This window comes from Thiorhodovibrio winogradskyi (assembly GCF_036208045.1).
Lineage (GTDB): Bacteria > Pseudomonadota > Gammaproteobacteria > Chromatiales > Chromatiaceae > Thiorhodovibrio > Thiorhodovibrio winogradskyi.
In genome coordinates this window covers 2087459-2105829 of sequence record NZ_CP121472.1, presented here as the reverse complement: position 1 = coordinate 2105829, position 18371 = coordinate 2087459, and the positions used below count along the sequence as shown (strand labels likewise).

Sequence of the window (18371 nt, the reverse complement as noted above, 5' to 3'; positions counted from 1 at the left end):
CTCCAGTTTGACATGTCAAACCAACACATTCGCATCACCAAACCCGACGATTGGCATCTCCATCTGCGCGATGGTGAACTGCTGAAGTCGGTGATCCCAGCGACAGCACGCTGCTTCGCGCGCGCCATGGTGATGCCGAACCTCAAGCCGCCGGTGACCACCGTGGCGCAGGCCGTGGCCTATTGTGAACGCATTCTGGCGGCGGTCCCCGAGGGCATGCGCTTCGACCCGCTGATGACCCTCTACTTGACCGAAAACACCTCGCCCGATGAAATCCGGCGGGCCAAGGCCGCGGATTCGGTCCATGCGGTTAAGTATTATCCGGCCGGCGCGACCACCAATTCCGACACGGGCGTTCGCGATCCGAGCAAGGTTGACGCGGTGTTCGCGGCCATGCAGGAGGTCGATCTGCCGCTGCTGTTGCACGGTGAAGTCACGGACCCGGAAATCGATGTCTTCGACCGGGAAGCCGTGTTTATCGAGCGGCATCTGCAGCAGATCAATGCCCGCTTTCCGGCCCTGCGCACCGTGCTGGAGCACGTCACCACCAAGGACGCCGTTGACTATGTGCTGGCGGCCTCCGAACGGGTCGCGGCGACCATCACCGTGCATCACTTGTTACTCAATCGCAACGCGCTTTTCGATGGCGGGTTGCGACCGCATCATTACTGCCTGCCGCTGCTCAAGCGCGAAAGCCATCGCCAGGCGTTGCTGGCCGCCGCCACCAGCGGCAGCCCGAAGTTTTTCCTCGGCACGGATTCGGCGCCGCATCCAAAACACGCCAAGGAGTCGGGTTGCGGCTGCGCCGGTATCTACAGTGCGCCGGTCGCTATTGAACTCTATACGGAGATCTTCGCCACTGCCGGGGCCTTGGATCGACTGGAAGGCTTTGCCAGTTGCCATGGCGCGGATTTTTACGGCTTGCCCCGGAATGCGGACAGCATCACCCTCGCAGCCCAAGCCTGGTCGGTGCCCGAGCTGATCAGTGCCGGGTCGGACGAGATCCTGCCACTGCGCGCCGGAACCGACGTCGCCTGGCGGCTGGTTTGAACCTTCGCGCCAGCCATGGAACTGCTGCGACCTGACCCAGTCGGCATCCAGCGCGCAGTCACCCTGTTGCAACAGGGTGACTTGGTCGCCTTTCCGACCGAAACCGTCTACGGCCTCGGTGGCGATGCCCAGAATGATCAAGCCATTGGCCGGATTTTCACCGCCAAGGGGCGGCCCACCGAGCATCCGCTGATCGTGCACTTACCCGATGCCCAGGCCATGACGGCCTGGGCGCGCGCGATTCCGGATGCGGCCTGGCGATTGGCCGAGTTCTATTGGCCCGGGCCGCTGACGCTCATCTTGAATAAAACCACTGGTGTTTCAAACCGCATCACAGGCGGGCAGGCGACTGTCGGCTTACGCGTACCCGAGCACCCGGTCGCCCGGCAACTGCTGCATGCCTTTGGCGCCGCGCTAGCGGCGCCCTCGGCCAATCGCTTTGGCCGCATCAGCTCCACCACCGCCGTGCACGTGCTGGAGGAGTTTTCGCACGGGGAAAAGGTCGCCGCCGTGCTCGACGGCGGCGCCTGTCGCCTCGGCTTGGAGTCCACAATCATCGACTTCAGCGATGACCAGCCCCGGTTGCTGCGCCCGGGCATGATTGGCCTGACCGACATCGAGCAGTTGCTGGGTGAAAATGTTGCCATACCGGCCATCGGCGCTGGCCCCCGTGCCTCGGGTCGCTTGCCCTCGCACTACGCACCGACCACACCCTTGACGGTGATGTCTTGTAGTGAGATTGCCGCGATGCTGGCACAAGCAAGGCCAAGAGTGGCCGTACTCGCTTTGCAAACGTCAATTGCAGATATCGGCTCTCATCACTGGGTGATCATGCCGCGGGATCCAAACTCCTATGCATCTGGTCTGTATGCGCACTTGCGCAGACTCGACCAATTGAAACTGGATCGAATTCTGGTCGAGCAACCCCCAAAATCGCCCGAGTGGGATGCCATCAACAACCGTTTGGAGCGGGCCGAAACGAAAAGCAGGACTGGTCAGCACTGAAACCATTATCAAGCCCCAGGTCAGAGAACCTGATCAGTAAGTCACCGATTTCCGCGAGATCAGCATGGGCGTCGCCGGATTGCCGACCCCTCAAGAGGTGTCAATCACCAGCCATCTGGTGGAACCTGCTCTCAACCCTGCATGCACAGATCAAGGCCAACAGCCTGAGCGCTCTTGTCACTTTTAGTATGCTGAAGATCCAACTGGAGGCCCAACAGCAAACAGCAGGCTCAAGGAGACACTAAAACGCGCAGCGGCTCGGCCGGCCAGCCGCGGTCAATGGACCTTGAGGCAATAGCACAAGCTATCGACCGATTCGACTAAGAAAATGCCCGACAACTCTGCGAGCGACTTCTCAATGAGAACGCACTGTCATGACGAGCTGAATACGGCGTGACTCCCAGCCTGTCCGAGCGCTCCAAGTGCTGATGGTCTTTGCCGTCGGCTATCTGTTCAACCGCTGGGTAGGGGTACCGCAGACCATTGCCGGACCTTGCGCACTAATCGCTAGCAGCCATTTCTTCGCGCTGGCGTTGGGCACACTCTACACTCTGCTATCGCACGGCGAATCAATCGAGTCCGCGCGCCAGATCGACCTGTATATCGGCAATATCCTCAAGTCCCACGGCGAGCCGTATTAGGCCATCGGTGATGCCGGCGGCGAAGCGCTCTTCGGGTGTCAGACGGGCGTGGGTCGTGGTAGCGGGATGGGTGATTGTGGTTTTGGTGTCGCCGAGGTTGGCGGTGATGGAGAGCATCTGGGTGTGATCGATGACGCGCCAAGCGGCATCGCGGCCACCAGCAACCTCGAACGACAGAATCCCCCCGGCATGCAGCATCTGATGGCCGATGAGTTGATGTTGGGGATGTTGGTCCAAGCCGGGGTAGTGCACGCCGGTAACGGTCGGATGCGCGATCAGCCATTCCGCGAGCTGTTGCGCGCCTGCTGAGTGGGCGCGCATGCGCAGACTCAGCGTTTCCAGACCCTTGAGGAAGACCCAAGCATTGAAGGGACTCATGGAAGGACCGGCGGTACGCACCACGCCGAACACGTCGGCAATCACGGCTGGATCGCGGGCGATGACGGCGCCACCCAGGCAGCGGCCCTGCCCGTCCAGATATTTGGTGGCGGAGTGAATGACCAAGTCAGCGCCCCACTCCAGCGGGCGCTGCAAGGCAGGGGTGGCGAAGCAGTTGTCGACCGCGAGCAGACAGTCCCGTTGGTGCGCCAGTTCGGCCAGGGGCGCGATGGCAGTCATTTCGGCCAGTGGATTAGAGGGGGTCTCGAGAAACAGCAGCCGGGTCCGTGGCTCCATCGCTGCCCGCCAAGCGTCAAGGTCATCAAGGGGGACATACCGGGTTTGGATCCCGAAGCGCGCCAGGTATTTGTCAAACAGCATGCGGGTACTGCCGAACAGGCTGCGCGAGGCGAGGATATGGTCCCCGCTCTTCAATAGCCCGAGCACCATGGTCAGGATGGCCGCCATGCCGGAGGCGGTGGCGACACAGCCGGCACCGCCCTCGAGGGCATTTAGCCGCTGCTCGAAAGCCTGCACCGTGGGATTGGTAAAGCGGGCATAAACATTGCCTGGGGCGTCCCCGCTGAAGCGGGCGGCGGCTTCGGCGGCGGAGGCGAAGACGAAACTGGATGTCGCAAAGATGGGTTCGCTGTGCTCGCCCTCTTGCGTGCGATGGTGTCCGCTGCGAAGCGCGAGAGTATTGAAGCCTGGCAGGCGTTCGATGCCATCATCCATGGCGGTGGCCATTCGTTGCGGATGGCTGACGGAAGGAAAGCCTAGGGCGCATGTGGTAATGGCCCGCGCGCCTTAGGCGGCGTTGTAGAGGCCGATCATGTCGGCTTCGTTCTCGCCGCCATCATCAAGGGTTCTTTGTGTGCGAGCAGACTCGCCGCGAACGCGCTCCAGATTGGTCAGATAGTCTTCGGTGACATCGCCGGTGATATAGACCCCATCAAACACCGAGGTATCGAAGCGGTCGACCAGGCTTTTGTTCTTTTTCTGCACGGCTTCAATCAGATCCTGAAGATCCTGAAAGATCAGACGGTCACAGCCGAGCAAGCGTTCGATATCCCATTCGCTACGACCATGGGCGACCAGCTCGCTCGCGGCCGGCATGTCAATGCCATAAACATTGGGGAAGCGCACCGGCGGCGCGGCCGAGGCGAGATACACTTTTTTTGCTCCGGCCTCGCGCGCCATTTCAATGATCTGCCTGGATGTGGTGCCGCGCACAATGGAATCGTCCACCAGCAGAACGTTTTTTTTGCGAAACTCGAAATGAATGGCGTTGAGCTTCTGACGAACGGACTTTTTGCGCACCGTCTGCCCCGGCATGATGAAAGTCCGCCCGATATAGCGATTTTTGATAAAACCCTCGGCATAGGGCACGCCCAGATGATTGGCGAGCTGCAACGCGGCGGTGCGACTGGTATCCGGCACCGGAATGACCACGTCGATATCGTGCCCTGGCCAGATGCGTTTGATTTTGGCCGCCAGCTTTTTGCCCATGCGCGAGCGGGCCTTGTGCACCGAGATATTGTCGATGACCGAATCTGGCCGCGCGAAGTAGACAAACTCAAAGATGCAGGGCGAGAGCACCGGCTGGGGCGCGCACTGCCGGGTGTGGATCTCCCCATTGGCGCTGATAAAGACAGCCTCTCCCGGCGCGATATCGGAAATGAGCTTGAAGCCAACGGTGTCGAGCGCGACGCTCTCGGAGGCGATCATATACTCGGTGCCGCCGGTGGACTCGCGCTGACCATAAACCACGGGCCGAACACCGTGCGGATCGCGAAAACCCACAATCCCGAATCCAGGAATCATGGCCACCACGGCATAGCCACCACGGCAGCGGCGGTGCACGCCCTCAATGGCATTGAAAATATCCTGCTCGTCAATGCGCAGCTTGTTCTGCACCTGCAACTCATGGGCAAAGACATTCAGCAGGATTTCAGAATCCGAGTTGGTATTGATGTGGCGCAGGTCATCGACGAAAACGTCACGCTTTAGCTCCTCGGCATTGGTCAAATTGCCGTTGTGCGCGAGCACGATGCCATAGGGAGAGTTAACGTAAAACGGTTGTGCCTCGGCCGAGCTGGCCGCGCCGGCGGTAGGATAACGCACATGGCCAATGCCCATGTTGCCGCGCAGTCGCAACATGTGGCGGGTGCGAAAAACATCGCGCGCCAGGCCATTGTCCTTGCGCATGTGGAGTTTTTCCTGGTCGCTAGTCACGATCCCTGCGGCATCCTGGCCGCGGTGCTGCAGCACCAGCAGTGCATCATAGAGCAGTTGGTTAACAGCGTGCTTACCGACAACACCGACAATGCCGCACATAATGCCCCCGGTCAGTCCCTAGTCTGGTTAGATCGACTTGACCCGCGCCGTCAATTCAGGCGGCACCAGTGCCAGCAGCTGATCGGCCAGGTGCTGGAAATGCACCAGCAACTGAGATTGCTGCCACCAGGGGTCGGCGGTCAGCGGCGTCAGCGCCGCGAGAAAAACCGCGAGCGCCACGATCACGGCGCCGCGCGCGGCACCGAACACCAACCCCAGCAATCGATCAGTACCGGACAGACCGGTTTTCTCGACCAACAAGGTGAGGATGTAGGCGAAAATTGCCCCAAGAAATAGCACCCCTAGCACCAGCAGCAAAACCGCGAGCCCCAGACGCAGCGATGGGGTGGACACCCAAGGCGTGAGCATCTCCGAGACCGGCTGATAGAAGGTCCAGGCCACGAAGATGGCCACGCCCCAGATTGCCAGGGAGACAACCTCTTTGATCAATCCGCGTACCAAGCCGATAATGGCCGAAAGCACAATGACACCGATAATGGCGTAGTCGACCCAGATCATTTGCGCTTACCCCTGCCCGTGGCCTTTGCATCAGAATGAGATGATTCAGCGGTATTGCTGAACCAAAGGCGCGCTACCCGTTTCCGCGCCAATGGCGGTTGCCATCTTATCGGCACGGGCGCGGTCCGCTTCCGGCCCTACCCGCACCCGATAAAAAGTGGCGTCGTTGATCTTGGCTTGCTCGATGAAAGCGGGATAGCCCTTGCCACGCAGCTCGTTGCGCAGGCGTGTGGCCGCATCCTCCACGCTCAAGCTAGCCACCTGCACCACCCAGGATGGCGCCCCCGCGGGAACTGGCGGTGGCGGCCCGGCCGGTTTGGCCGCCGTTTCAGGGCGCGAGGATGATACCCCGCTCGAGACCTGTGATGGGGGTTTCTCGGACGTCGGTGCCTGCACCGGTGCTAACGCTGGTGTCGGTCGAGCTGGCGCCGGAGCAACCGGTTTGATGGGCAGGCGTTCGACCTCAATCGGTGCCGGTCGGACAGCACCAGGACGCAGATCGCGCGCATCAGCATGGGTTTGTGGCGGGCTTTCCACTTGGGGTTGCCTTTGAACCTGCGTTTGCGGCTGGGGCACCGGGCGATTGAATTCATCCGCGGAAGGCTCGACCGAGGCGTCGAAGCGCGAATCGAACGAGGGTGGAGTTGGGATCACAATTGGCTCGCCAAGCTGGTCATTGTCTTTGTCATCGACCAACATGGGAACGAAAATAACCATCAGGGCGACCAGCACCGCGGCACCGACCAGCCGGCGTTTGGCGTTTTCATCCATCGCGTGACTTTGCCTCCTGTGTGCTTTGCTGATTCATGCCGCCCATTATACAGAAGCCTTGCTTGCGATAGCGGCAGAAGCGGCCGCGGGCGCGCGATAGCGCAGGGCGGCCTCCACCGTCATGAAAGAGCCCGTGACCACGATCAGATCAAGCCCAGAGGCACAAGCCATTGCCTGCTGCAAGGCGTTCATCAAATCATCGCACAGCATGGGATCGGACCCAGTTGCCGCGACCACCTTCGCCGCCAGCGTCTCTAACGGCATGGCGCGTTTTCCCGGCGGCTCGGCCAGATACCAGAAATCCACCACGGGCGCCAGAAGCGCCGCGATGGTCTCGGCCTCTTTATCTTCAACAACTCCAAACACCAGATGAACCTGCCCGGCCACCTCCAACTCGCGAAGATTGTCTGCCAGCACACGGGCAGCATCCTGATTATGGGCAACGTCAAGAATCCATGATGGTGCCCCCGGGATGCGCTGAAAACGTCCCGGCAATCTGGCCGCATTTAGCCCGCTACGCAGGTGCGCATCCTGCATCTTCCAGGCTGTTTGCTGCTCACGCGCAAGCAGATGCAGCGCGCAAAGCGCGGCGGACGCGTTATCCAGCTGCACCCGCCCGGTCAGTGCCGGCAGCGGCAGATGCAAAAATTCCGTTCCATCGGCATGTCGCCAGTGCCATGTTGGCGGATCGCTCTTACCACTATCCGCCAGTTGCCAGTCAAACTCCCGCCCCAGTTGATACACCCGCGCATTCACCGCCTCGGCCTGGCCACGCAGGCGTGGCGGTGGTTCGCGGCTGCCGATGATGGCTGGTCGCCCCGAGCGGAAAATACCCGCTTTCTCGAAGGCGATCTGGTTCGGATCCTCGCCCAGCCAGGCCATGTGGTCACGCCCAATGCTGGTGACCAGGGCAATGTCGGCATCAAGCAAATTGACCGCGTCGAGTCGTCCACCCAGTCCGACCTCGAGCAGAATGAGCTCAACCCGGGCACGGCTGAATAACTCCAGGGCAGCCAAGGTGCCAAACTCGAAATAAGTGAGCGAAATCTCCCCTCGCGCCAGGTCGATGCGCGCGAAGGCTTGGCACAGTGCCTGGTCGGATGCTTCTTGCCCATCAATGCGCACCCGCTCGTTGTAGCGCAGCAGATGAGGCGAGGTATAGACGCCGGTTTTCAGCCCGGCGGCACGGCAGCAGGCATCAAGGTAAGTGACAGTGGAGCCCTTACCGTTGGTGCCGCCGACGGTCATCACCGGCCCATGCAATGGCGGTGGACCCAGTGCTTGCCATACGGCTTGCAAGCGTTCCAGGCGCAGATCGATCCGCTGGGGATGCAGTCCTTCCTGCCAGGCGAGCCATTCGTCCAGGGTGTTCCAACGCATGGGCAGCGGCGGGCTCGGACTCTTGTACTTGGACGCCGCGCTCAGGGACGCGGACGACGCATCAGCATGGCGATCATGCCGCCGATGCGATCCCGATGCTCGCGACGGTCGATGATGGCATCAAGCGCGCCATGTTCGAGCAGGAATTCGCTCTGCTGAAAGCCCTCGGGCAAGGTCTCTCGCACGGTTTGTTCAATCACACGCGGCCCGGCGAAGCCAATCAGAGCCCGCGGCTCGGCCAGATTGATATCGCCGAGCATGGCCAGGCTGGCCGAGACGCCGCCCATGGTAGGGTCGGTCATCACCGAGACGAAGGGCAGTTTGCGCTCGCGCAGACGTCCGAGCGCGGCACTGGTCTTGGCCATCTGAAACAGGGAAAACAGCGACTCCTGCATGCGCGCCCCACCGCTGGCGGAAAAGCACACCAGGGCGGCGTTGTCTTCAATCGCGGCCTCGACCCCACGCACAAAGCGCTCTCCAACCACCGAGCCCATTGAGCCACCCATGAAGCGAAACTCGAAGGCCGCGGCCACGCAGGCCATTCGCTTGAGCCGTCCGCGCATCACCACCAGGGCTTCTTTCTCGTTGGTTTGTTTTTGCGCCTGCGACAGCCGGTCGCGGTATTTTTTCAAGTCCTTGAACTTAAGCGGATCGGTGGATTCAAGATCCTGGCCGATTTCCTCGCGCGCATCCGAGTCAAGAAAGACATCAAGCCGCCGCCGCGCGCTGATGCGGTTGTGGTGCCCGCACTTGGGGCAGACTTCGAGATTGCGCTCCAGCTCGGCGCGATAGAGCACCGCGCTGCAGCCCGGGCACTTGGCCCAGAGCCCCTCGGGCACTGTACGCTTGTTGCTCGCCTCGATCTTTATCCGGCTGGGGACCAGCTTTTCAAACCAGCTCACGCTTGTATCCTGTTGCTCATGTCAAATACCACCCGATCTGCCGCACTCCACACCAGCCTTAGACCTTGTCGATGGCCTGGCGCAAGCTGGCAACGAATTCACCCACAGCGTCAGGGATCTCGGCCGGGCGTTCAACCAAGGCCTCGATACGGCCAACGATGGCGCTGCCGACGATCACGGCATCGGCAATGCCGGCGACTTTCGCGGCCGTCTCGGCATCCTTGATCCCGAAGCCGACGCCCAGTGGCAAATCGATGCGCGAGCGAATCAGGCTCAGCTTCTCCGTCACCGCGTCCAGGTCGAGATTTCCGGCACCCGTCACCCCCTTGACCGAGACATAGTAGACGAATCCCGAGGCGATGGCGCCAATTCGCTCAATCCGCCCGGCATCCGAGGTGGGTGCGAGCAGATAGACCAGATCCAGCCCCTGGGATTTCAGCGCCTCGACAAGATCATGGCCTTCTTCCGGCGGCACGTCGACAATGAGCACGCCGTCAACCCCGGCATCGGCCGCCTGGGCGGCAAATTCGGCATAGCCCAGCACCTCGATGGGGTTCAAATAGCCCATGAGCACCACGGGGGTATCGGGGTCTTGGGCGCGAAAAGCGCGCACCAGTTCCAGAAGCCCGCGCAGACTCATCCCCCGGGCCAGAGCGCGCTCGGTGGCACGCTGGATGACTGGCCCATCGGCGATGGGATCGGAAAAAGGCACGCCCAGTTCGATCAGGTCCGCACCGCTGGATACCAAGCGGTGCATCAAGAGCACTGTGATTTCGGCTGTCGGATCGCCGGCGGTGATGAAGGGGATGAGCGCCGTGCGGCCCTGTTCGCGGCAGGCGGCAAAACGTGCGGCAATGCGACTCATAGCGAAATCCCGTCGAGCTGAGCGACTGTGTGCATGTCCTTGTCTCCACGGCCGGACAGATTAATCACAATGGTCTGATCCGAGCGCATGCGCGGGGCGAGTTCAGCGGCATAGGCCAGGGCATGGCTGGTCTCGAGCGCCGGGATAATGCCCTCGGTGCGGGTGAGATCATGGAAGGCCGCCAGCGCCTGCGCGTCGGTCACCGAAGCGTAGTGGGCGCGACCGCTGTCCTTCAGCCAGGCATGCTCTGGACCGACGCCCGGGTAGTCGAGCCCGGCCGAGATGGAATGGGTCTCGCGAATCTGGCCATTATCGTCCTCCATCAGGTAAGTGCGGTTGCCGTGCAGCACGCCTGGCCGCCCGGCACACAAGGGCGCGGCATGGCGGCCAGTACTCAGGCCATCGCCGCCGGCCTCGACGCCGTGCAGATCGACCTCGGCGTCCTCGATGAAGGGATAAAAGAGCCCCATGGCGTTGGAGCCGCCACCGACACAGGCCACCAGCGCGTCCGGCAGGCGACCGGTGCGCTCGAGCATCTGCGCGCGTGTTTCACGACCGATCACCGCTTGGAAGTCGCGCACCATGGCCGGATAGGGGTGCGGGCCGGCGACCGTGCCGATGATATAGAAGGTGTCGTCGATATTGGTCACCCAATCGCGCATGGCCTCGTTCAGCGCATCCTTTAACGTGCGCGAGCCGGATTTGACCGCCACCACCTCGGCGCCAAGCAGGCGCATGCGATAGACGTTCGCCTCCTGACGGGCGACATCGACTTCCCCCATGTAGACGATGCACTCGAGCCCCATGCGTGCCGCCACTGTTGCCGTGGCCACGCCATGCTGACCAGCGCCGGTCTCGGCAATAATGCGGGTCTTGCCCATGCGCCGCGCCAGCAGTGCCTGGCCGACAGTGTTGTTCACCTTGTGCGCGCCTGTGTGGTTGAGATCCTCGCGCTTGAGATAAATCCGTGCGCCGCCGAGCTTGGCCGACCAGCGCTCGGCCAGATAGAGCGCCGAGGGCCGCCCGACATAGTCGCGCAGGTCGGCATCAAGCTCGGCCAGAAAGTCCGGGTCGCGCAGATAACGCTCATAGGCGGCGTGCAGCTCCTCGAGCGGATGCATCAGGGTTTCAGGCACATAGATGCCGCCATAGATGCCGAAATGCCCTTGCGCATCCGGCAGCGTATAGGCACCTGGGGGCATTTGGGGGGCGCCGGTGTGGCTACCGGTGTGGCTACCGGTGTGGCTGCCGGTGTGGCTACCGGTGGGGCTGCCGGTGGGACTATTGGCCTCGGCGGAACTGATCGCCATTCGCTACCTCTTGCATGAATGCGGAAATTTTTTCACTGTCTTTAAGGCCCTTGTCGCGCTCAATGCCGCCGCTCACATCGACCGCATGGGGCCGCACTCGGGCAATGGCGAGCGCGACATTCTCAGGGGACAGGCCGCCGGCCAGTATGCTGCGGCGCGCCAGCCATTCTGGCACCAATTCCCAATCGAAGCAGCGCCCGGTGCCCCCGGCCTTGTTTGGATCATAGGTGTCAAGCAGCAGCGAGGCGGCGCCCTGGTAGTCTTTCGCGGCCCGCGAAAGGTCAGTCCCCTCGCGCACCGCGATGGCCTTGATCCAGGGGCGCTCGAACGCCTGGCAATAATCAGGCGGCTCTGTTCCATGAAACTGCAGCGCGCCGAGCGGCACCCGCGCAAGCACCGCGCGCACCAGGGTCGGCTCGGCATTGACGAAGAGCCCGACCAGGGTCACGAAAGCCGGCACCGCGGCGGCGAGCGCGCGGGCCTGCTCGACAGCAACCGCGCGTGGGCTCTTGTCGAAAAACACCAGGCCGATGGCATCGGCGCCATGGGTCACAGCCGCCTCGATGTCGCGCGGGTGCCTGAGCCCGCATAGCTTGACCCTTGTTCGCATCATCGGTGTTCTAAGCCCCGGCTGGTCCGGGTTCCATGGGTGCCGGGTGATCATCTGATACCCCGAGAGGGTCCGAACGGCCAAAGGGGCTATTGTAATCAAAGGCAGGCGCACCAGAGAAGCGCGGCCAAGAACTCGCCGTTAGTGATGCGGCATTCGGGCTTGGCACCGCGAAATGCTCCGGATAATCGACCGCGCTCAAGTAAAGCCCCTGCGGTGGTGCCGTGACGCCGCCGCGGGTGCGGTCACGCTGGGCAAGCAGTTGCTCTGTCCAGCCAATGGGCGCATCCCCGCGGCCGATGGCCATGAGCACCCCAGCGATGTTGCGCACCATGTGGTGCAGAAAGCCGTCGGCACCCACGGCCAGTTCAATCAAATCTCCCTGACGGCTGAGGTCCAGGTAATGCAGGGTGCGCACTGGGCTTTTGGCCTGACAACCCTGGGCGCGAAAGCTCGAGAAATCCCGGGTACCCACCAGCGCCCTGCCCGCCTCGCGCATGGGTTCAAGCGCCAACGGCCGGTGCGTCCACACCGCCCGTCGCGCAAGCAAAGCCGAGCGCGTTGGACTATTGAGAATCAAATAGCGGTAATGGCGCGCGCGGGCGCTGAAGCGGGCGTGAAAGTCCGCCGACATGGCGCGTGCCCAGCGGATGGCGATCTCGGGTGGCAATTGAGCGTTGATGCCAAGTACCCAAGAGCGCTCGGTGCGCACGGCCGGGGTGTCGAAATGAGCCACCTGCGCAAGGGCATGCACGCCGGCATCCGTGCGCCCGGCACAGTGCAGCACCACCGGGTGATCGGCCACCCGGCTGGCGGCAGCCTGCACCTCCTGCTGCACCGTGGGTGCGTGATGCTGCATTTGCCAACCGCTGAAGCGGCTGCCATCGTATTCAATACCAAGCGCGATGCGGTGAGATTGGACCTCGCTGTCGTCCATTCAGCCATCAAGCTTCTTAAGCAACCCCTGCGCCTCGGCGCGCTGCTCGTCGTTGCCCTCGCGAATCACCTCTTCGAGGATAGCGCGCGCGGCCTCGGTGTCTTCCATTTCCACATAGGCGAAGGCCAGATCCATCTTGGTGGCAACCTCGTCCCACATGGCTGAATCCATGCGCCACTGCGAGGAGAGAACGTCACTGGCACCGCTGTCTGGTGCCATTAGGGACTCATCGCCAAACATGGGCGACTCATCACCAGAGGAGTCGCGCGCCCCCGGCTCATTGAATGCGGGCGACCCGGCTGATCGATTGGCGGTGGCAGTCGCATCCTCCGACAAATGATCATCCCTTGCTTGGGGATCCGACGATTTTGGCGCCTCTTTGTCAGTCAGCGATGCGCCCAGCGACTCGAGGTCTTCCAGCCCAAAATCGAGATCCGGAAGATCCGAGGATGGTGTCTGGCCAGGTGCCGCCGAGGAAGGTACCATTTGTGTATGGAAACCTGCCTCGGATGACATATCTAGGTCGAGCTCATCGTGGTTTTCAGCCTCGGGCTTTGTGATCGGCTCCGGAGTTTTCTCATTTCCGCCATATAAAAACTTCTCGATGTCGGCAATCACATCATTGTCCGGGGTCGCCTCGGGCGCGCGTGCGGGCGGTTCCTCCGGCAGATCGAGTATCTGCAGATCACTGTCATCGATCGGAGTTGACTCCTGTGCAGCTGCATTGGTCGGTGCATCGACGGAATCACCCAGCGGGTCTTCGACTGACGATAGATCCAGGTCAGGCAGACTATCTGGGGCGTTGCCAATGTCGGCTGTCGAACCAAACGACTGCTCGGGCAGTTCACCACCGAGTTCATTTGCCACCAGTTCCTCGAAGGGATCGACACCACGGTTGGATTTAGCCGCATCTGTTGCACGTTCAAGCGGCGTTCGCGGCTGAGGCTCTGGCGCATTCGCCTCAGCAGAGAATTCTGGCAGATCCAGCGACGACAGATCATGCTTCTCAGCCGCGTCCCCTTTGGGCGCGAAGGGCTCCTCGGGAAGATCGAACTCTTCATTCTGGTCGACCGCGTCCAGATCGGCGAAGAGACTGTCGCCCAGCTCATCGCCGCCGAGTTGTTGATCAAGATCCTGCAGCGGCAGCGAGACATCAAGGTCCGGCTCGCCAGGAGCAATCTCGACCTGATCCAGGCGCGCCTGGCGCTCCGGCGGTTGCGTCGCGGCCGGTGGGGTCTTGTCGTCACCAACAGCCTCGGGAAAGGCTATCGCCAAGTCGTCTTCGTTCAGGTCGTTAAAATTGAGCCTGAACGACTCGAGTTCCGATGGCCCATCAGAATCCTCAGCATCGGGCGTCGACATGCGCCGCGACGCGACGTTCGGTTCCGGTGCCCCAAGAGTGGAGGAAGCGACCTCTGCCGCGGCGACAGCCCCAGCAGAACCGACCAGTGCCAAGATGCCATTCCAAACTTGGGGATAGCGCTCGGGAAGTCCGCGAGCGGCCATGCGTTGCTGCAACTTGGCGAAGTTTTCCATATCACCGCTGCCAGCATAAGCCTCGGCAAGCTTGAGTTGGAGAGCATCGGATGCAGGTAGCTTTGCAAGCGCCGTCATCAGCGTTCCCTGCGCATCGTGGTGGCGGCCGGAGGAGATGTCGTTGTTCGCCTTTTCCAGTGCTTTTTGCTCGATCGCGAGCAGTTCGTCTGACTTCGCAGAAAGAGCAACAATTGGCAGGGGTGTGGCCGTTTCGGTGCGAAGGCCAGCCGGAGCTGGTGGCTCAGCTGGCGGTGGTTCTGCCGTCCGCAATGGAGCTTCGGGGGCTGGTGCTAGTGGAGGTGTTTCCGAGACCGAGGCCGGGATTGGCTCGGATTTTGGCTCAGGTACTGGCTCAGGTACCGGCTCGGATTTTGGCTCGGATTTTGGCTCGGATTTTGGCTGAGGCTCTGGTTCTAGCGCTAACCCGGGAGCTTCCTGGACTGTTACCGGTTCTGAACTCCGTATTTCCTCCAGCTCATGGCCTTCGACTGCTTGCGGCTTAACATTCGCATCCGCATGCTCATGTGAATCTGCCTTAGTTTTTCCACGCTCTGAAACCAATTTCACACTGATAAGAGCAAACAAGGCCAAAAACAGTGCCCCGCCCGCTCCGACCAGCGACCAAAGGAGTACAGGATTCAGGCCCGAAGAGGATGCTTCGGGATCGGGTGGTGTCTCGGCAGCTTGTTCTTCAAGCAAGGATCCGAGCTTGCTGAGTTGAGCCTCAAGCTCGCGAATGCGCTGCTGCATGGCTGCATCTTCTGGATTCGCAGGCGCGCTTTCAGCAGCCGCTTCGGTTGCAGTCGCATCTTCGCTCTCAAGCTGCTCTGGCGCGCTATCAGCAACCGCGGCAGTGTCAGCGGAGGTGGTTGGCGCGGCGCTTTCAGATTCAGCTGCCTCTGCTTCGGCCCCGTCAGCATCCGAAGTGTCAACGGAAGCAGCCTCCGAGGTATCTGACTCAGCCAACGAGGACCGCGCCTGCTCGGACGCTGCATCGGCGAGAGCAGGATCTTGGCCCGCGCCTGCTTGGGCGGTGACTTCCTGGGAGAGCGCCGCGGGCATTTCAGCGGATGCCTCGCTATCCAAAATGGCATCCTGCCCCTCAGACTCGGCGTTCGCCGCGGATTGGCCAATATCGGTCGTCACGGGAGTTTGGGTATCAGAATCAGCGCTCGCTGTATCTTCAGCGTCTTCATTGGCCTGCCCTGCCTCGGCATCCGATGCATCCGCGAGGACTTCCAGCTCCTCGGCTTGATCCAAAGCCTCGGCTGTTAGCTTATCTGAAGAATCCCCAGGGCTTGAAGAATCCGCGGAGGCGATCTCCCCTTCGCCTTGCGCACTAGCCTCGGACGCTTGATCTCTTTCCTGCCCAGCTTCCTCCCCAACTTCCTGATCGCCTGACTGACTTGCCTCCGCTGCGGCTAGATCGGCAGATTCAGGTTTTTTTTTTACCTCATCAACTGCTAGCTCGACTGGCTCAGCGCTAGCAAGCCGCTCTTTGGCCGGATCGGCGAGCGGCTGATTTGCAACGGGCTCTCCGGCAAGCGCCGCCTTGTACTGGCGAGTGGCCTCGGCCGGAGCCAGGGCAAAAAGTTCGGCAGCGGAGGGGATGACGAGCTTGGAGCCAGTAATCAACCGATTCACACTGCCGTTGCCGAAGGCTTTGGGATTGCTACGATAAAGAGCCATGGCCGTCTGCTGCACGGTCGCCCCTTCTGGAGCGATCGAATTAGCAACGCGCCAGAGTCCGACACCAGCAGCGACCGGGCCATAGTGGATCGGGAACTCACCCGCGTCGGCATCATCGGCGTAGGTCGCCGGCACCCGATCCGGTGGTTCCCCTGCAATAAGCGGCTGCTCCAACGCTGAGCCCTCCGCATCCTGAGGCTTCGCGACAACGTCTGCGGAATCGGCTCTGGAAACAGTCTCGGCATCGCTGGTATTTAGAGAACCTGCGTCCGCCTCGGCCACATCAGCTGGGGCTGTGGGAGCTGGCGATTCAGAAGCGACATCTTGAGCCTCGCTCAAGACCGGCTCCGGGGAAAAAACATCTGAACTGATCAGCTGGCCTTTGACGACCACTTCCGGCGGTTCAATGCCAGCCCGGGGTGGATCCAGCAGAATGGTGTATTCCTTGACGATCCGTCCCTGTGCCCAGACCACTTCAACCAGAAAATCCATGAATGGCTCTCGGACCGGGTTCCGGCTGGAAACCAGAATGACAGGATCACCAGCGGCATTGAGCCCAGGCTCGAAGGTGAGTTCTGTCAGAAAGAAGGGGCGCGGCACCGAGGCCTTTTTAAACTCTTCGGGGCTGGCCAATTTTGCCTGGATACCGTCAAGCTCATCCGCCCTTGCATCGTAGAGTTGAATTTCCCCCTCGAAGGGTTGATTCAGCGCGGATCTTGATACCAGGGAACCCAGGCCAAGCGCCCAGGATGTCGCGGAAGCGAACGCCAGAGACAGAGCAAGTAAGACCGATGCGAAGCGAGACATCATCTCTCCTAGCCGAATATTTTGCGACAATCGATGTTGCGACAATGATGCAAATCTTGTTAAGGGCATCTGAAAATCCCCGCCGACGGGAGCGTGGCGTCAGCACCTATGGCATTCAGAACCGGCATTCAGAACCCCAGTAAAAAGCCACGATCTGAGCAGAATCCCCTTGCGCTCACCGTCTTAAAGCTGATCGCCTTTAACAAGATAACGGAAAGCACGGGAGAACCTCAATTTATTTCTCTATAAAGTAACAGATTATCGGCATTTGTGTGACGCCAAAGCGCGAAACTCCAAAGATTATTGTTCAAGCAACAGCCTCAACATGCGCCGCAGCGGTTCGGCCGCACCCCACAGAAGCTGATCGCCAACAGTGAAGGCACCAAAGTAGTCAGGCCCCATGGCTAGCGGATGCAGACGCCCGATGGGAATATCCAAAGTGCCGCTGACCATGGCGGGCGACAAGCCAAGGATGCTCGCTTCGCGTTCATTGGGAATCAGTCGCACCCAGGGGTTGGCACTGGCGATGATATCCGCCACTTCATTCTCGGGGATGGCTTGCCTTAGCTTAATGGTCAAACCCTGACTATGGCAACGCATGGCGCCAATGCGCACGCACAGACCATCGACAGGTATAGGCCGGTCGGACCGCCCGAGGATTTTATTGGTTTCCACCCCGCCCTTCCATTCCTCGCGACTCTGCCCGCCGGGCATGGCTTTGTCGATCCAGGGGATGAGACTACCCGCCAAGGGCATGGTGAAGAGTTCATCGGGGAAGGACTCCGCGCGCAAGCAGTCACTCACGGCGCGGTCGATGTCAAGAATGGCAGTGCCGGGATCACTTAACTGGCTGGCCACGGCCGCGTGCAGGGCACCCATTTGACTGAGCAACTCACGCATGTTGCGCGCGCCGGCGCCAGAGGCGGCCTGGTAGGTCATGGCGCTGACCCAGTCGACCAAATCGCGGCGCAGCAACTCGCCGATGGCCATGAGCATGAGGCTGACGGTGCAATTGCCGCCGATGAAATCGCGCCGTCCGGCGTGCAGGGCATCCTCGATCAGCGCGCGATTGACCGGATCAAGCACAATGGTGCTTTCGGGCGCCATGCGCAGGCTGGAGGCGGCATCGATCCAGAATCCCTTCCAGCCGCGCTGGCGCAGCGGGTCGAAGACCGCGCCAGTGTAGTCGCCACCTTGGCATGTGAGGATGGCATCCATGGCCGCGAGGGCGTCGAGGTCATTGGCGTCACCCAGCGGCTGGGGCCCCCTGCCAACATCCGGGCCGGGCTCTCCCTGCTGGGAGGTGGAGAAAAACACCGGCTCGGCGATTTGCGCGAAATCATCCTCCGCGCGCATGCGTTCCATCAGCACCGAGCCAACCATGCCACGCCAGCCGACAAAACCCACTCGCTTGATCTTCACCATCCGTACCCCTGAAAAATGATTCTTGTGCTGCTGACGATGGAAGAGTCGCGGACCCGCCCATTTGACTGGTTCATCCGATGCTCTGTCGAGACCTGGATATTTTTTTGGCTTTTGTCAGCGGAGAAACGATGCGAGTGAGTCTATCCGATGGATTCTTGCCTGTCACGAACTGGGCTTCCGGCCATTTTTCCCATTGAGACGAGCCGGAC

Annotated in this window: 14 protein-coding genes and 1 pseudogene; 2 read left to right on the top strand and 13 right to left on the bottom strand. The window is 61.2% G+C overall.

All coding sequences use genetic code 11. From position 1 onward, the window contains the following. The first annotated feature begins 12 nt into the window (after positions 1–12). Together pyrC and Thiowin_RS09395 are read left to right on the top strand one after the other, a co-directional pair. A complete protein-coding gene (gene pyrC / locus Thiowin_RS09400) occupies positions 13–1050 on the top strand; it encodes a dihydroorotase (protein ID WP_328987470.1) in 1038 nt (345 codons plus the stop codon). Between the two features lie 15 nt (positions 1051–1065). Next, a complete protein-coding gene (locus Thiowin_RS09395; protein ID WP_328987469.1) occupies positions 1066–2055 on the top strand; it encodes an L-threonylcarbamoyladenylate synthase in 990 nt (329 codons plus the stop codon). 569 nt (positions 2056–2624) lie between these two features. Here the strand turns inward: Thiowin_RS09395 and Thiowin_RS09390 are convergent. The 13 genes and pseudogenes from Thiowin_RS09390 to asd form a co-directional block, all read right to left on the bottom strand. Beyond that, complete coding sequence (locus Thiowin_RS09390; protein WP_328987468.1) at positions 2625–3821, bottom strand: O-succinylhomoserine sulfhydrylase; 1197 nt, start codon at positions 3819–3821, stop codon at positions 2625–2627. A gap of 60 nt (positions 3822–3881) precedes the next feature. Further along, positions 3882–5411, bottom strand: coding sequence for an amidophosphoribosyltransferase (gene purF / locus Thiowin_RS09385; RefSeq protein WP_328987467.1), 1530 nt, complete (start codon positions 5409–5411; stop codon positions 3882–3884). 27 nt (positions 5412–5438) lie between these two features. After that, positions 5439–5930: a CvpA family protein gene (locus Thiowin_RS09380; RefSeq protein ID WP_328987466.1), complete on the bottom strand. Its 492-nt coding sequence runs from the start codon at positions 5928–5930 to the stop codon at positions 5439–5441. Positions 5931–5975: 45 nt separating this feature from the next. Next, entirely contained in the window at positions 5976–6701 is a 726-nt protein-coding gene (locus Thiowin_RS09375; protein ID WP_328987465.1) for an SPOR domain-containing protein, read from the bottom strand. A gap of 45 nt (positions 6702–6746) precedes the next feature. Then, positions 6747–8081 carry a bifunctional tetrahydrofolate synthase/dihydrofolate synthase gene (gene folC, locus Thiowin_RS09370; RefSeq protein WP_328987464.1) on the bottom strand — a complete coding sequence of 445 codons (1335 nt, stop codon included), beginning with the start codon at positions 8079–8081 and terminating at the stop codon, positions 6747–6749. A 41-nt stretch (positions 8082–8122) separates the two neighbouring features. Next, positions 8123–8983: an acetyl-CoA carboxylase, carboxyltransferase subunit beta gene (gene accD, locus Thiowin_RS09365; protein WP_328987463.1), complete on the bottom strand. Its 861-nt coding sequence runs from the start codon at positions 8981–8983 to the stop codon at positions 8123–8125. Positions 8984–9041: 58 nt separating this feature from the next. Continuing rightward, positions 9042–9848 (bottom strand): tryptophan synthase subunit alpha, encoded by an 807-nt coding sequence (gene trpA, locus Thiowin_RS09360; RefSeq protein ID WP_328987462.1) that lies wholly within the window; start codon positions 9846–9848, stop codon positions 9042–9044. Beyond that, positions 9845–11050 (bottom strand): tryptophan synthase subunit beta, encoded by a 1206-nt coding sequence (gene trpB, locus Thiowin_RS09355; RefSeq protein ID WP_328988048.1) that lies wholly within the window; start codon positions 11048–11050, stop codon positions 9845–9847. The genes trpA and trpB overlap by 4 nt, the downstream gene beginning before the upstream one ends. Positions 11051–11129: 79 nt before the next feature. Further along, the gene (locus Thiowin_RS09350; protein WP_328988047.1) at positions 11130–11768 is read right to left on the bottom strand and encodes a phosphoribosylanthranilate isomerase; all 639 of its coding nucleotides are present in this window, start codon (positions 11766–11768) and stop codon (positions 11130–11132) included. Between the two features lie 10 nt (positions 11769–11778). Next, positions 11779–12705: a tRNA pseudouridine(38-40) synthase TruA gene (gene truA, locus Thiowin_RS09345; protein ID WP_328987461.1), complete on the bottom strand. Its 927-nt coding sequence runs from the start codon at positions 12703–12705 to the stop codon at positions 11779–11781. After that, complete coding sequence (locus Thiowin_RS09340) at positions 12706–14940, bottom strand: FimV/HubP family polar landmark protein (RefSeq protein ID WP_328987460.1); 2235 nt, start codon at positions 14938–14940, stop codon at positions 12706–12708. A gap of 909 nt (positions 14941–15849) precedes the next feature. Next, positions 15850–16737: pseudogene (locus tag Thiowin_RS25565) on the bottom strand (type IV pilus assembly protein FimV); the annotation flags it as partial. Positions 16738–17037: 300 nt separating this feature from the next. After that, positions 17038–18153: an aspartate-semialdehyde dehydrogenase gene (gene asd / locus Thiowin_RS09335; protein ID WP_328988046.1), complete on the bottom strand. Its 1116-nt coding sequence runs from the start codon at positions 18151–18153 to the stop codon at positions 17038–17040. Positions 18154–18371 lie beyond the last annotated feature (218 nt).